This window comes from Streptomyces griseus subsp. griseus, assembly GCF_000720255.1.
GTDB classification, from domain to species: Bacteria; Actinomycetota; Actinomycetes; order Streptomycetales; family Streptomycetaceae; genus Streptomyces; species Streptomyces griseus_I.
In genome coordinates, this window is sequence record NZ_JOJE01000005.1 from 191592 (window position 1) to 205969 (window position 14378).

Below are 14378 nucleotides of genomic sequence, written 5' to 3' on the forward strand. Positions count from 1 at the left end.
CCAGCGCGTCACCGCGAGCGCCACGCAGCGGCGGCACATCCGGCCCAGCGACCTGTAGCTCCTCGTCGAACACTTTCCATGAACGCTCGATGATCACAGGTCGAAGGCCTCTGACGCCCGCGACGCCCGGCACGGCATCTCATTTCGTGAGCATTACGCCGCGATCAGCCCAACGGTGTTCCCGTTCCAACGAGTGAATACAGCCGTCGCGCGAGTAGCGGCCGGGGGGACAGCGGGAAGGCCATCTCGCGTACCGGACCACCGATGGGCAGGAAGATCCCTATGCCGAAGTTCCTCATCCAGGCCAGCTACACGCCCGACGGCACCAAGGGTCTGCTCGAGGAAGGCGCGAGTGGCCGTCGCGCCGCTGTCGACCAGGTCGTCACCGGCCTCGGCGGGAAGGTCGAGGCCATGTACTTCGCCTTCGGGGAGGACGACATCGTCCTCATCGTCGACTTTCCCGACCCGGTCTCCATGGCCGCCGTCAGCCTCACCGTGAAGGCCAGTGGGGCCCTCCGCACCCGGGCCACCCCTCTCCTCACCCTCGACGAGATCGACGAGGCCGCCCGTCGGCAGGTCACCTTCCGCTCCCCCGGCGCGTGAACTCGGTCGTCGGAGACACGGCTGCCGCACCAGTCGGCTCGCCCCCTCAGCTCGCCGTCCGCCTGATCCGCCCCGCGTACCGCCGCTCCAGTTCCAGGTTGCCCTCGAAGCCGCCGGGGACGTTGGCGGAGACGTAGACCGGGGGGCGGTCGCCGGTGGCGAGGAGTTGGGCGGCGGTTTCGGCGACGGTCATCTGGACGAGCATGACGCCGGTCAGGGTGGACAGGGCGCAGACCGAGCCGCCGCCGGGGAGTTCGAGGAGGGCGTCGCCGGGCGGGGCCGCGTTGTCGAGGACGACGTCGGCGATGTCGGCGAGCTTCTTGCCGCTGGAGTGGCCGGCGGGGACGGCCCGGGTGTGGGAGAGGGAGGTGAGGGCCAGGATGCGGTGGCCGCGCTCCTTGGCGTGCAGGGCCATCTCGACGATCACGTTGTTGACGCCTGAGTTGGAGATGACGACGAACAGGTCCTGGGGGCGCGGGGCGGCGAGGTCGTAGAGCCGCGCGGCGACACCCGGCGAGCGTTCCAGGAGCGGGTCGTCCAGGACTCTGGGGGCATCGCCCCCGTAGAGGACGAGGTCGGCGATGCTCAGCCGGTTGGTGGGCACCAGACCGCCCGCGCGGCCCGCGAGTTCGAGGACGAGGGCCTGGGAGTGGCCGGTGCCGAACGCCTGGACCACGCCGTCCGCGCGCACGCAGTCGGCGATCAGTCCGGCGGCCCGGGTCACGTCGTCCCGGGCGGACTCGGTGACGCGGTGCAGGACGGCCAGGCCCTCCCGCGCGAAGTTCTCGGCACTCACGGACTCGACGGGCTCGACTGGCTCGACGGACACACGCCACTCCCCACACTGATCACTGACCCTGGCAGAGGCTGGTGCCGGTGCTGCGGTGGTGGTGGATTGAACCACCCTCTGCCATGCTATCGATGAATCAATAAATCATATGCGGTCCTGGTATTCAATCAGCGCGTCATAGGGTGGCTGGTACCTTCTCTCCATGCCCTCGACCGACGTCACCACCCTGATCCGCACGGAACTGCCACGACTGGCCGGCTCTCTCCGCAAAGTCGGGGAGCTGATCCTGGAGGACCCGGCCGCCGTCACCCACTGCTCGGCCGCGGAACTGGGCCGCCGCACCGGCACCTCGCAGGCCACGGTGACCCGTTTCTGCCGCGCCATCGGTCTCGACTCCTACCAGCACCTGCTGATCGAGCTGGCCCAGGAGCGTGGCCGCGGCGAGGCGTCCGACTGGGGCAGCGCCGAGATCGGCCCCGACATCTCCCCCGACGACGACCTCGAACGGGTCGTGCAGGTCGTCGGCAGCGCGGACCTGCGGGCGGTCCAGCAGACCATCGACCGCATCGACCTCGACGCGATCGAGCGGGCCGCGCAGGCCACCGCCCGCGCCCGGCGTATCGACGTCTACGGCGTAGGCGGCAGTGGCGCCGTGGCCCAGGAGACGGAGACCCGGCTGTTCCGCATCGGCTGCGCGGTGCGCGGCTGGACGGAGGTGCACGCCGCCGTCACCTCCGCCGCCCTGCTCACCCCCGCGGACGTCGCCATCGGCATCTCGCACTCCGGGGCGACCCGGGAGGCCATCGAGCCGTTCGAACTGGCCAAGGAGCGCGGCGCCACCACGGTGGCGATCACCGCCGACCCTCGCTCGCCGCTCGCGCGCGCCGCCGACGTCCGGCTCATCTCCTCCTCCTCGGAGACCAGCTTCCGCACCGGCAGCATCGGCGCCCGCCACTCCGTCCTGGTGCTGATCGACTGCCTGTACGTCCGGGTGGCCCAGCTCTCCTACCAGCGTGCGAGCGCGTCGCTGGCGCTGACCGACCACATCGCGGGGCAGCACGCGGTGAGGAGTCGGCGCGCCAGGTGATCCACTCACCCGCGTATGGTTGAGCCAACCAAATATTGTGAGGATGGTTGTTTGAATCATCCGCACGGTGCACGATGGGGCCCCGCCGAGCATCCCTCGTAGGAGCCCCATGCGCGTCACCTCTGTCGAGTCGACCGAGCTGTTCGTCGGAACCGCCGAACAGCCGCGCCAGGTCCTGGCCGTCGAGCTGAGCCACGCCCCCGGCCGGAGCGTCCGCCTCACCGTCGAGGGTCCCGGCGTCACCGGAGAGGTCCGCGCCACGGCGGACGACGACGGCACCGTACGGGCCGAGGTCCCCGTGACCGCCCCGCACCTCGCCCCCGGCGACCGCCGCCCTGTCACGGTGACCGCCGAGGACCCGGAGGACGGCACCCGAGTGGTCCGGCACAGCGCCGAGTTCACGGCCGCCGAGCCCGGCTGGACCATGTTCATGGTCAGCCACTTCCACTACGACCCCGTCTGGTGGAACACCCAGGCCGCCTACACCGAGACCTGGGACGTCGCAGACGACCCCGCCCTCACCGGCCTGCCCGCCCGCACCTTCGACTCGCGCGGCCAGTCCGGGATGAGCCTGGTCCGCGCCCACTGCGACCTGGCCCGGCGCGACCCGGCGTACACCTTCGTGCTCGCCGAGGTCGACTACCTCAAGCCCTACTGGGACGCCTTCCCGGAGGAGCGCGCCTTCCTGCGCCAGCTGATCCGCACCGGCCGCGTCGAGATCATGGGCGGCACCTACAACGAGCCCAACACCAACCTCACCGGCGCCGAGGCGACCGTACGCAACGCGCTGTACGGCGACGGGTTCCAGCGCGGGATCATCGGGGCGTCCCCGGAGACCGCCTGGCAGCTGGACGCGTTCGGGCACGATCCGCAGTTCCCGGGGCTGATGGCGGACGCGGGGGTCACCTCCAGCTCGTGGGCGCGCGGGCCGTTCCACCAGTGGGGGCCGACCCTGTCCGTCTTCGGCGAGGAACCGAGGGACCCGCAGCGGATGCAGTTCCCGGCCGAGTTCGAGTGGATCGCCCCCTCCGGACGCGGGCTGCTGACCGCGTACATGGTCAACCACTACGGCGCCGGCTGGGCGATCGACAACGCGCCGGCCCTGCCCGAGGCGGAGGCGGCCGCCCTCAAGCTGTTCCGGGGGCTGAAGAAGGTCGCACTCACCCGCAACGTACTGCTCCCGGTCGGCGGGGACTACGCACCGCCGTGCCGCTGGGTGATGGCCATCCACCGCGACTGGAACGCCCGCTACGTCTGGCCCCGCTTCGTCAGCGGGATCCCGCGCGACTTCTTCGCCGCCGTACGGGGCGAACTCGCCGAGGAGGGCCGCACGGCTTCGCCGCAGACCCGGGACATGAACCCGGTCTACACCGGCAAGGACGTCTCCTACATCGACACCAAGCAGGCCCAGCGCCACGGCGAGACCCTGCTCGCCGACGCGGAGGCCTGGGCGACGCTCGCCTCCCTGGTCACCGGCCACCCCTACCCGGACGCGGCACTCGACAAGGCGTGGCGGCAGCTGATCTACGGCGCCCACCACGACGCGATCACCGGCTCCGAGTCCGACCAGGTCTACATCGACCTGCTGACCGGCTGGCGGGAGCTGTACGACCTCGCGCGGACCGTGCACGCCGACGCCACCCAGGCCCTCGCCGACCGCGTCACCCCGGGCAGCGGACCCGACCTGGTCGTCTTCAACCCGGCGACCTGGGAACGACGGGACGTGCTCACCGTCGACGACCCGGACCTCGTCCCCCTGGACGACGGCTTCCAGCCGCTGCCCGCGGTGCTCGACGACGACGGACGCGTGCGGGTCGTGACCCCGAAGACACCGGGCACGGGCCTGAGGGCCCTCCCCCTCGCCAGAGGTCCCGTGCCCGGGTGGACCCGGGGCGAGGGGACGACGATCCGCAACGAGTTCTACGAGGTGACGGTCGACCCGCGACGCGGCGGCGCCGTCAGCAGCCTGCGGGCACTCGAGGAAGCCGGTGGCGGCCGGGAGCTGCTGCGGGCCGGGGACGTCGGCAACGAGCTCGTCGTACAGGAGGAGTACCCGAGGCACCCGCGCTTCGGCGAGGGCCCCTGGCACCTCACCCCGACCGGCACCACCGTCGCCCGCAGCCGTGACGTGAGCGCCGACATCGATGTCGAGCACTCCCCCGCCGGGTCCCGGATCACCGTCCGCGCCGACCTCGGCCTCTTCCGCTACACCCAGCGGCTCACCCTGTGGACGGGCGTCGACCGCCTCGACGTGTCCACCACCCTCGACGGTTATGACGGTTCCGACCGGCTGATCCGGGTGCGGTGGCCGTCGGACGTGCGGGGCGGGCTGCCGGTGCACGAGGTGGCGGACGCGGTGATCGGGCGCGGCTTCGGCTTCGTGGACGTGGACAGCGAGCGGTTCCCGTGGACGCTGGACAACCCGGCGAACACCTGGTTCGGGCTGGGCTGCACGGCACGGGTAGCGGTCCACGACGACACCGAACGGCTCCTGGGACACCGGGCGATCGGGGTCGCCGAGCTGGTCTTCGCCTCCTGGGAGGAGGCCGGTGACCTCGGCACCCCGCTCGCGGCCGCCCTGGTCCGCGCGGGCGTCACCGCCACCTCGACGATCGCGGGCGGCCCCCGGTACGGCGACCTGGAGGTCGACTCCAACCTCCCCGACATCCGCCTGGCCGTCGGCGGCCCCGACCGCAACCCCGTGGTCGCCGAGGCGCTCGGCTGGGACCCGGCCGCCGCGCGCGAGCTGCGCCGCCAGCTCGCGGACGGCGGGGTCGCGGCCGTGTGGGTGGCACCGCGCGCCTCGCTGCGGGAGGAGTGGGTGCCGGGGGCGGACCTGCGCGATCTGGAGCGGCTGCCGCTGCTCGTGGTGGCGGGCGCCCGGCCCGAGGACGACGCCGAGGCCGTGGACGCGCTGGTGGGCCGGCTCGACGAGACGGCGACCGTGCGGGCCGTCGCGGCGGGCGGCGGCGAGGCGCTGCCGCCGGGCGACGCCTGGGACGGCCGGAGCTTCGCCCTCCTCAACCGGGGCACTCCGGGCTGTGTCGTCACCTCCTCCGGCGACCTCTACATGTCCCTGATGCGCTCCTGCACCGGCTGGCCGTCCGGCATCTGGGTCGACCCGCCCCGCCGCACCGCCCCCGACGGGTCCGCCTTCCAGCTCCAGCGCTGGTCCCACACGTTCGAGTACGCCGTCGTCGCGGGCGAGGGCGACTGGCGTCGGCTGCGGCTGCCGCAGGCCGGGCATGCGTTCAACCACCCGCTCACAGCACGGCTGAGGCGGACTTCGGAGGACGCCGCGCTGCTGCCGAGGGCCGCGACCCTGCTGCACCTGGAGCCGGCGGACCCGACGGCGGACACGGTGCTGCTCGACGCCCTCAAGCCGGCCGGTTCACCGCTCGCCCGGGGCGGCGCGGCACCGGTGGACCCGGGGCGGGGTGTCGTGGTCCGGATGCACGAGGTCAACGGCCGCCCGGCGCGGGTCCGGCTGCGCGGGCCGCACGGCTGGACGGACGGCGCCCGGTCGGACGTACTGGAACGGCCCGGGGAGCCCCTGTCGCCGCGGGGGGACGGTGGGCTCGACGTACAGCTGACGGGCTTCGAGGTGGCCACGATCCTCGCGACACCCGATGCGCCCGCTGCTGCCGGATCGGCCCCGGGTGTCGCCGCCCACGAGCCCGCCCAGCCCGTCGCCACGCGTTACTGGCTGCACAATTCCGGCCCCGCGCCCCGTGGCAATCTGCCCGTGGCGGTGTACCTCTCCCCGAGCGCGCTCACCGCGTCCGGCCCCGTCACGGCCACGGTGCGGGTCGGCTCGGAGCTGACCGACGCGCCGGTGTCGGGGGCGGTGCGTCTGGAGGCGCCGCCCGGCTGGTCGGTCGAGCCGGCCGAGCTGCCGTACGCGCTGGGCCCCGGCGGCTTCACGCTCGGCGAGGTCACGGTGGTGCCGCCGCCGGACGCGGTGCCGGGCCGGCACTGGCTGACCGCGCGGCTGGCGTACGGCGGGCAGACGTACGAGGACGTGGTCGCGCTCGACGTGCCGGGAGAGCCACCCGGGCCGTCGCTGGTGTGCGGGCTCGGGGTGGAGCGGGTGACCGTACGCCGGGGCGAGCGGGCGCGGGTCCCGGTGAGCCTGCGCAATCCCACCAGGGGTCCGGTGAACGGCACTCTGTGGGCCGTGTCGTCCTGGGGCACCTGGGCGGGAGTGGCACCGGGCTGCCAGGGGTTCACGGTGGCGGCCGGGGAGCAGGCGGAGTGCGCGATCGAGGTGGAGGGCGCGGCGGTGCCGCCGGGCACGTACTGGCTGATGGCGAAGTTCGCCTGGCACGGCTGTGTGGCGTACACGGAGGCCGTGGCGCTGGAGGTGACGCCGTGAGGGAACCGGGGGCCCATGGGCCGGCTCACGCGGGGCACGCCGCCCTGGTGCACGGCGAGGCCGTTCCCAGGCAGCGGGTGGACGCCCTGCTCACGGCCGTGCCGGCCCGGGACCACGAGACGCGCCCCGAGGTGCCGGCCCGCGCCGAGCGGCAGCGGCGGCGGTGGGCGACCCAGGTCGTCGTCACCGACGAACTCGCCCGCCGGACCTGCGCCGAACGCGGACTGGCACCGCCCGACGAGGTCTCGCCGATCCGGGTGCTCGCGGTGGCCGGGACGGACGTCGCCGACCTCGGCAGCATCGTCGCGGCGTCCCTCGCCCACTCCCCGGCCGCGCGCGCCCTACTGGCCGAGCTGGAGCGCGAGCAGGAGGTCCCGGAGACGGCCGTACGGGACTACTACGACCGCAACCCGGACCGTTTCCTCACCCCCGAGGCGCTACGGCAGGGCGTTGACGCCTTCGGCGGGGCGGCCCCGGAGCACTTCCTGCCGTACGAACGCGCCCGCGAGGGCATCGCGCGCGAGCTGCGGCGGGTGGCGGGGCAGCGCGCCTTCTTCGACTGGCTGGACCGGGCCCGCGCTGGGGTGGTGTACGCAGCGGGGTACGAGCACCCGGGCGATCCGTCCCACCCGGACCACGAACACCGCCACTGATCGCGCCCGTGCGACGCACGGAACGGAAACGCAACACGGCAAACCATTGACCTCCGATTAATTCTGGTCCACATTTTCATCAACCGGGGTCAGAGTTGGTGATTTGAACCAGCAGGCTGGAACCAGCAGGAGGCAGCAATCATGCGTGCGAGAAGACTTTCCGGATCCCTCACCTGTCTCGCCGTCCTGTCGTTGACGGCCGCCGGGTGCGGCCTGTCCGGCGGCGGGTCCGACGGCGACGGTTCCGCCACCGCGGGCGGGTGCAAGGTGGCCAAGGGCAATGTCGGGTCCGGGAAGCTCACCGGCGAGGTCAAGGGAAAGATCACCTTCCAGACCACCAACCTGAAGAAAGACTTCGGCGGCTTCTTCAACGGAGTGATCAAGGCCTTCGAGAAGGCCCACCCCGGCGCCCAGGTCAAGTGGATCGACGACCCCGGCGACAACACCTTCACCCAGCGCACGGTCGCCGACGCGCAGGCCTGTACGTTGCCGGACGTCATCAACGTCAACGCCCCGACCGCGACCGCCCTCACCAAGGCCGGCTACCTGCTCGACCTGAGCGTGAAGGACCCGGCCGTCGCCAAGCCGTTCGTCCCGTCGTTCTGGAAGTCCGCCACCTTCGAGGACGCCTCCGGGAAGGCGATCCACGCCACGCTCCCCTGGTACACCGGCGGCGTCCTGCTGACGTACAACAAGGACCTGCTGAACAAGGCCGGCATCGACCCGGCGAAGCCGCCGACGACGTTGTTCGGACTGTTCGCCGACTACGAGAAGATCGCCAAGGCGGGCAAGGGCAAGTTCTACGCGACGATGGCCAACCCGATCTGGCGCATCCCGGCCGACTGGGACCAGATGAACATCAAGACGCTGTCCGCCGACGGCAAGACCGCCACCTTCGCGAACGACCCGAGGACCACCCAGTGGGTCGCCTGGATGGCGAAGCTGTACAAGGAAGGCGCGATGCCGAAGGACTCGCTGTCCTCCAGCAACGACCCCTCCACGCTCTACAGCCAGGGCAAGGTCGCCTACGGCTCGACGAACCCGAGCTTCGTGCGGTTCGTGAAGCAGAACAGCCCGTCGATCTACGCCAAGACGGCCGTCGGCCAGCAGCCCTACGACGCGCTCGGCCGCGCCTCCGCCGGTGCCCCGCAGTACATCTCGGTCGCCGCGACCAGCAAGCACGCGCCGGTGGCGCTGGCGTTCGCCGAGTTCCTCACCAACGCCGAGAACCAGACGGCCTGGTGCAAGGACCCCAACGTGGTGATCTTCCCGACCACCTCTGCCTCGCTGGAAGACCCGTTCTTCCAGAACGTGACCGGTGACGATCCCTTCTCGCAGGCCCGCAAGCTCGTCGCCGACCAGCTCAAGAGGGCCGACACCAACCAGACCAACCTCTCCCCGGCGGTGCAGAACGCCATCGTGAGCCAGGTGCAGCTGGCCATGCAGGGCAAGAAGACCCCTGAGCAGGCCGTGAAGGACGCCCAGGCCAAGGCCGACGAACTGCTGAAGCAGGGCTGACCGTGGTGACCGACACCGTGAAGCCGGTGCCCGTGCCCGGTACGGAACGCACGACCTCCGTACCGGGCACGACCCCGTCCCGCCTGAGCCGACTGGGCCGGGCCCTCCTGCCCGGCCCCGCCGCCGGCGCCAACGGCGCGGCGCTGTACCGCCGCTGGTGGCTGCCCTGGCTGTGGGCCGCCCCTGCCATCCTCTGTGCTGCGGTCTTCGGCGTGTTCCCGTTCCTCAACACCGTCCTGTTGTCGTTCACCAACGCCAAACCGCTGGGCGGCGCCGCGAGCTTCGTCGGGCTGTCCAACTACCGGCGGATGCTGGGCGACTCCGACTTCTGGCTGGCGACCCGCAACAGCGTGCTGTACGCGGTGATCGTGGTGCCGCTGATGGTGCTGCTGCCGCTGATGCTCGCCGTCCTGGTGGAGAAGAAGCTGCCCGGCATCGGCTTCTTCCGATCGGCCTTCTACACGCCGGTGCTGGCCTCCAGCGTGGTCGTGGGCCTGAGCTGGCAGTGGCTGCTGGCCGACGACGGGCTGATCAACACCTGGCTGCAGAAGGCCCATCTGATCAAGCAGGCCATCCCGTTCCTGTCCGACTCGTGGCTGATCCTGCTGTGCGCGATGGGCCTGACCCTGTGGAAGGGGCTCGGCTGGTACATGGTCTTCTACCTGGCCGCCCTGGGGAACGTGCCCAACGAGCTGCACGAGGCGGCGGCCATGGACGGCGCCGGGGCGATCCGGCGCTTCTGGCACATCACCGTGCCGGGCGTGCGGCAGGCCATGATGCTGGTCGGCACGCTCACCGGCATCGGCTCACTGCGGGTGTTCACCGAGATCTTCATGCTCGGCAGCTACACCGGCGGCCCCGGCGGCGCCGACCGCACCCTGCCCTTCTACATCCGCGACGTCGGCCTGGACCCGATGACCGGCAACGCCGGTTACGGCTCGGCGGTCAGTGTGGCGCTGTTCCTGCTGACCCTGGGGCTGACCCTGCTGGCGCAGCGCCTGACGAAGGAGGACGAGTCATGACGACCGCTGTGGAGAGGCGCCGGCGCCTGATGCCCCGCTGGAGGGACTACGGCCGCCCCCGCGAACTCGTCGTCCGCTACCTGCTGCTGCTCTTCGTGCTGGTCATCACCGTCGGACCGCTGCTCTGGCAGCTCCTGGCGTCGTTGAAGAGCACCAGCGAGGACGTCTTCGGGGCGAGCGCCACCCTGCTGCCGCGCCACCCGACCCTGCGTGCCTACGAGGCGATCTTCGAGCAGGTGCCGGTGGCCACGTACATCAGGAACAGCCTGATCGTGGTGGTCCTGTCCATCACCAGCCAGCTGGTGTTCTCCACGATGGCCGGCTACATGCTCTCCAAGCCGGGCTGGAAGGGACGCAAGGCGGTCTGGATCGTGCTGGCCGCCTCCATGATGTTCCCGTTCGAGTCGATCATGGTGTCGCTCTTCCTGAGCATCCGTGACCTGGGACTGGTCGACAACCTGGTGGGCGTGTGGCTGCCCGGGTTCGTCGGCGCCATCAACGTGCTGCTGATGCGCGGCGCGTTCCTGGCGGTGCCGCGCGAGATCGAGGACTCGGCGATGCTCGACGGCGCGAGCGAATGGCAGCGTTTCCGGTACCTGTACCTGCCGTCCGCGTGGGGCGCGATCATGGTGGTCGTCATCAACACCTTCATCAGCGCCTGGGACGACTTCCTCTGGCCGCTGATCGTGCTGCGCTCGGAGAACCACATGACGCTGACGCTGGGCCTGTCGCGGCTGCAGAGCTCGTCGTTCGGCTACGACCAGCGGATGGTCATGGCCGGGTCGGTGATCTCCATCATCCCGGTGCTGTTGCTGTTCGTGATCACGCAACGGTGGTTCTACAAGGGAGTGTCGGCGGGGGCCGTCAAGTTCTGAGGTCGAGGACGACGGGTGCGGCGGACAGCGCGGCCCGCGCCGACTCAGCGACCCGGATCTCGGCGGCGGCGCAGGCCGGCTCGGCGCACAGGGTCATGGTGACCGTGCGGCGCTCACCCGGCGCGAGGGCGACAGCCTCGAACGCGCACAGTTCGAGGGTGCGCGGCCAGACCGGCGTGATCAGGCGCCGCAGATAGACCTGCACGACCGTACGCCCGTGCCGCTCCCCGGCGTTGGTGACGTCGACGGCGACCTCGCGGCCCGACACGCGTGGCGTGCCGAACTCGAAGGTCGTGTACGCCAGCCCGTGTCCGAAGGAGTACAGCGGCTCGGCGCTGTCGTCGACGTAGCCGCCGTACTCCGTGTCCTTGTGGTTGTAGTAGACGGGCAGTTGGGCCGCCGAGCGGGGCACGGAGACGGGCAGCCGGCCGGTCGGTTCCGCCTGGCCGAGCAGCACCTCGGCGATCGCCTCGCCGCCCCACGGCCCCGGGTACCAGGCGGTGAGCAGCGCCGCCGCACGGTCCGCGGCCTCCGGGACGGCGTGCGGGCGGCCCTGGACCAGGACGACCACCGTGGGCGTACCGGTCGCGGTGACCGCGTCGAGGAGCGCGTGCTGGGCGGGGCCGAGGCGCAGTCCCGCCAGGTCGACGCCCTCGCCGCAGGTCATGTGCGAGAGGGCCGTGCGCGCGGCCCCGTTGGCGTCGAACTCCGTGTCCGGCGTACGGGCGCTGCTGCCGCCCAGCACGAGCACGGCCAGGTCGGAGGCGGCGGCCATGGCGACCGCCTCCGGGATGCCGGTGCGGTCGTCGCCGGTGAGGGCACAGCCGGGAGCGTGCGGGATGTCGAGGCCGGGCGGGGCGAGGTGGCGCAGGGCGTCGAGCACGCTGGTGCCCGTGCCGGGGCCTTGCGGGGCGGTGTAGTCGCCGAGCTGGTGGGCGGTGGTGTCGGAGTGCGGGCCGAGGACGGCGATCCGGGTGACCTCGGGGCGGACCGGCAGCACACCGGTGTCGTTGTGCAGGAGCGTCACGGCGGCGCGGGCGAGCGCGGTGCTCACCTCACGCCCCAGCTCGGCCGACGGAGGCTTCGGGTGCGGGCCGTGGGGCCGCTCGAACAGCCCGAGCCGGAACTTCAGGCGCAGTACCCGGGCCACGGCCGCGTCGACGGTCTCCTCGCTGACCAGGCCCCGCTCGACGGCCTCCTCCAGGTGGGTGAACCCCTCGTCCCACAGACTGAGGTCGACACCGGCGTTCAGGGCCAGCGCACCGGCGGAGACCTGGTCCCCCGTGATCCGGGCCAGCCGGTCCACGGCCAGGCCGTCCGCCATCACCAGCCCCTCGAACCCCCAGCGCCCGCGCAGCAGCCCGTCGAGCAGGGCACGGTTGCCGCAGCAGGGCACGCCGTCGACCTCGTTGTACGCGGCCATCACCGCGGCGGCTCCGGCACGGACGCCGGCCCGGGCGGCGGGGAGGTGGATGTCGTGGAGTTCGCGCGGGCCGAGCTCGGACTCGGCGGAGTTGCGGCCGCCGACGGTGGCGCCCTGGCCGGCGAAGTGCTTGAGGACGACGGGTGCCTTGTCGGGGGCGAAGTGCTCCCCCGGCTCACCTTGCATGCCGTGGACGAGGGCTTCCGTGAGCCGGGCGGCGAGATACGGGTCCTCGCCGAAGCACTCCTCCGTACGGCCCCAGCGCGGGTCGCGCGACATGTCCAGGGCGGAGACGAGCGCGACGTGGCCGCCGCGGGCCCGCAGTTCGGCGGCGGCGTGCGCGGCCGCCCGCTCGTACAGCGCCGGGTCCCAGCCGGCGCCGACCGCGAGGTTCACCGGCAGGACGGTGCCGTCCAGGGCCATGTGGCCGTGCGGTACCTCTTCGACGAACAGCGCGGGGATGCCGAGGCGGCTGCGCTCGACGACGTGCCGCTGCACGAGGTCGGCGAGTTCGGCGCCGTCCCGTGCCCCGGGCCCGCTGCCGTGGTCGACCCCGGACCAGGCGTCGGCCCGCATCAGCCCGTACAGGGCCCCCAGCCCCTCGAAACGGTCGGTCTCGGCGTACAGGGCCTCGGTGAGCTCGAAGCCCCCGTCGGGGGTGCGCCGGTAGGCGTCCCAGCCGTACATCCGCTGGTTGAGCTGACCGACCTTCTCGCGCAGGGTCATACGGGAGAGGAGGTCGGCGACGCGGGCGGGGAGGGGGGCGGCGGGGTCGCGGTAGGGGGGTGGGGCCGCGTGCGGGGGTGAGGACCGGGCCGGGCCGGCCGTGGGGTGCGGGGTCGGCATGCGGCCGGTCCCTTCTTTGAGGGGCTTGTTCTTGTTCGGGGGTCAGTCCTCGTCGGCGAGGGCGAGGCGGGCCAGGGCCATCGCTCCCGGGCAGCCGTCGGTCACGCGGTCTACCGTGAGGCCGAGGACGCGCAGGCGTTCGGCGACGGGGGCGAGGAGCGGGCCGTCGGGGCCCAGCAGGCCGCCGGTGACGACGAGCCGTTCACCCGGCCGGGGAGCCAGTGCCTCCACCGTGTCGGCGAGATGGTCGGCCGCCTCCTGGAGGATCGCCTCGGCCACCGGGTCCTTGTCCTGCGCGGCCAGCGTCACCAGGGGGGCGAGGCCGGCGAGCCGCACCGGCGGCCGGTCCATGACGGCGGGCAGCACGTACATGCGGTACGCCGATCGCTGCGCACGCGTCCAGCCGGGGCCACCCTCATCACCGTAGGAGAGTCCTGTTCCCCCGTGGTCGGCCTCCCCCATGAGGGAGTCGCCCAGCGAGACCTCGCCCGGCAGGACGCCGCCCGGTCCGATCCCCGGCACCCGGCCGCCGCCCGGCGGCTCCCCGCCGGGCAACACCTCTCCCGGCACCCCCAGTTCCCGGCCCACCAGGGCGGCCAGTGCCGTGGGCCGTCCGCGTCCGTCCGCCATGCGGAGGGCCGCCCTGGCCGCCTCCCGGCCGATCCAGAAGCCGCTGCCGTCGTCGCCGAGGAGCCATCCGTCGCCGCCCGCGATCGCCCCGCACACGCGGTCCTCGATCCGGGCCGCGACCGCGCCCGTCCCGCCCACGAGCGCCAGCCCGTCGGCGGGGTGTCCGGGCGCGGAGGCGAACGCGACCTCGATGTCGCTGTGGATCTCGACCGAGCGGGCGGGGATGCCGAGCCGTCGCAGGGCCTCGGTCAGCGCGGCCCGCGCCCTGGTCCGGCCCGGCTCGTCCGCCGTGCGCGCGGCCCCGGCGAACCCGCCCGCCACCGCGACCACACCGCGCCGCAGCCGCTCCGGGACCGCCCGTCCCAACGCCTCCACGAGGTGCTCGGTGAGCTGCGGCACCGCGACGGTCAGCGCGTTCCCGGGCCCGCCGCCGCCCTCCCCGAGCGGATCACCGCCCCGCACGGCCGCCACGACGGCGCGGGTACGGGTGCCGCCGGCGTCGATCCCCACGACGTACTCACCGGCGACGAAATCCTGGTTCAAATCATTATTCATT

At 72.4% G+C, this 14378-nt stretch carries 10 protein-coding genes; 7 read left to right on the plus strand and 3 right to left on the minus strand.

The window, feature by feature from the left end; genetic code table 11:
- The first annotated feature begins 282 nt into the window (after positions 1–282).
- Positions 283–603, plus strand: coding sequence for a GYD domain-containing protein (locus IG99_RS09165; protein ID WP_037671749.1), 321 nt, complete (start codon positions 283–285; stop codon positions 601–603).
- 46 nt (positions 604–649) lie between these two features.
- Here the strand turns inward: IG99_RS09165 and IG99_RS09170 are convergent, their stop codons facing one another.
- A complete protein-coding gene (locus IG99_RS09170; RefSeq protein WP_037671751.1) occupies positions 650–1432 on the minus strand; it encodes a sugar isomerase domain-containing protein in 783 nt (260 codons plus the stop codon).
- 163 nt (positions 1433–1595) lie between these two features.
- On the opposite strand from IG99_RS09170, the gene IG99_RS09175 reads away from it, so the two are divergent.
- The 6 genes from IG99_RS09175 to IG99_RS09200 all read left to right on the plus strand — a co-directional run bounded on the left by IG99_RS09175 (position 1596) and on the right by IG99_RS09200 (position 10923).
- Positions 1596–2480, plus strand: a complete 885-nt coding sequence (locus tag IG99_RS09175; protein ID WP_037671752.1) for a MurR/RpiR family transcriptional regulator — start codon at positions 1596–1598, stop codon at positions 2478–2480.
- A 109-nt stretch (positions 2481–2589) separates the two neighbouring features.
- Complete coding sequence (locus IG99_RS09180; RefSeq protein ID WP_037671754.1) at positions 2590–6855, plus strand: glycoside hydrolase family 38 N-terminal domain-containing protein; 4266 nt, start codon at positions 2590–2592, stop codon at positions 6853–6855.
- On the plus strand, positions 6852–7508 hold the full coding sequence (locus IG99_RS09185; RefSeq protein ID WP_051865059.1) for a hypothetical protein: 657 nt from the start codon (positions 6852–6854) through the stop codon (positions 7506–7508). Before IG99_RS09180 ends, IG99_RS09185 begins: the two co-directional genes overlap by 4 nt.
- A gap of 141 nt (positions 7509–7649) precedes the next feature.
- Positions 7650–9026, plus strand: a complete 1377-nt coding sequence (locus IG99_RS09190; RefSeq protein WP_037671757.1) for an ABC transporter substrate-binding protein — start codon at positions 7650–7652, stop codon at positions 9024–9026.
- A 2-nt stretch (positions 9027–9028) separates the two neighbouring features.
- A complete protein-coding gene (locus tag IG99_RS09195; protein WP_037671759.1) occupies positions 9029–10048 on the plus strand; it encodes a carbohydrate ABC transporter permease in 1020 nt (339 codons plus the stop codon).
- Positions 10045–10923 carry a carbohydrate ABC transporter permease gene (locus IG99_RS09200; protein ID WP_037671761.1) on the plus strand — a complete coding sequence of 293 codons (879 nt, stop codon included), beginning with the start codon at positions 10045–10047 and terminating at the stop codon, positions 10921–10923. Before IG99_RS09195 ends, IG99_RS09200 begins: the two co-directional genes overlap by 4 nt.
- Here IG99_RS09200 and IG99_RS09205 read toward each other — a convergent pair.
- Positions 10913–13192: a glycoside hydrolase family 3 N-terminal domain-containing protein gene (locus tag IG99_RS09205; protein WP_107055863.1), complete on the minus strand. Its 2280-nt coding sequence runs from the start codon at positions 13190–13192 to the stop codon at positions 10913–10915. The genes IG99_RS09200 and IG99_RS09205 overlap by 11 nt on opposite strands.
- A 42-nt stretch (positions 13193–13234) precedes the next feature.
- Positions 13235–14377, minus strand: a complete 1143-nt coding sequence (locus tag IG99_RS09210; protein ID WP_051865062.1) for an N-acetylglucosamine kinase — start codon at positions 14375–14377, stop codon at positions 13235–13237.
- Position 14378: the final 1 nt, after the last annotated feature.

What these genes read in the sequence shown, in the direction of transcription:
- IG99_RS09165 (WP_037671749.1), top strand. Translation starts at nt 283, where the DNA reads ATGCCGAAGTTCCTCATCCAGGCCAGCTACACGCCCGACGGCACCAAG.
- IG99_RS09210 (WP_051865062.1), bottom strand. Translation starts at nt 14,377, where the DNA reads ATGAATAATGATTTGAACCAGGATTTCGTCGCCGGTGAGTACGTCGTG.
- IG99_RS09180 (WP_037671754.1), top strand. Translation starts at nt 2,590, where the DNA reads ATGCGCGTCACCTCTGTCGAGTCGACCGAGCTGTTCGTCGGAACCGCC.
- IG99_RS09190 (WP_037671757.1), top strand. Translation starts at nt 7,650, where the DNA reads ATGCGTGCGAGAAGACTTTCCGGATCCCTCACCTGTCTCGCCGTCCTG.
- IG99_RS09205 (WP_107055863.1), bottom strand. Translation starts at nt 13,192, where the DNA reads ATGCCGACCCCGCACCCCACGGCCGGCCCGGCCCGGTCCTCACCCCCG.
- IG99_RS09175 (WP_037671752.1), top strand. Translation starts at nt 1,596, where the DNA reads ATGCCCTCGACCGACGTCACCACCCTGATCCGCACGGAACTGCCACGA.
- IG99_RS09200 (WP_037671761.1), top strand. Translation starts at nt 10,045, where the DNA reads ATGACGACCGCTGTGGAGAGGCGCCGGCGCCTGATGCCCCGCTGGAGG.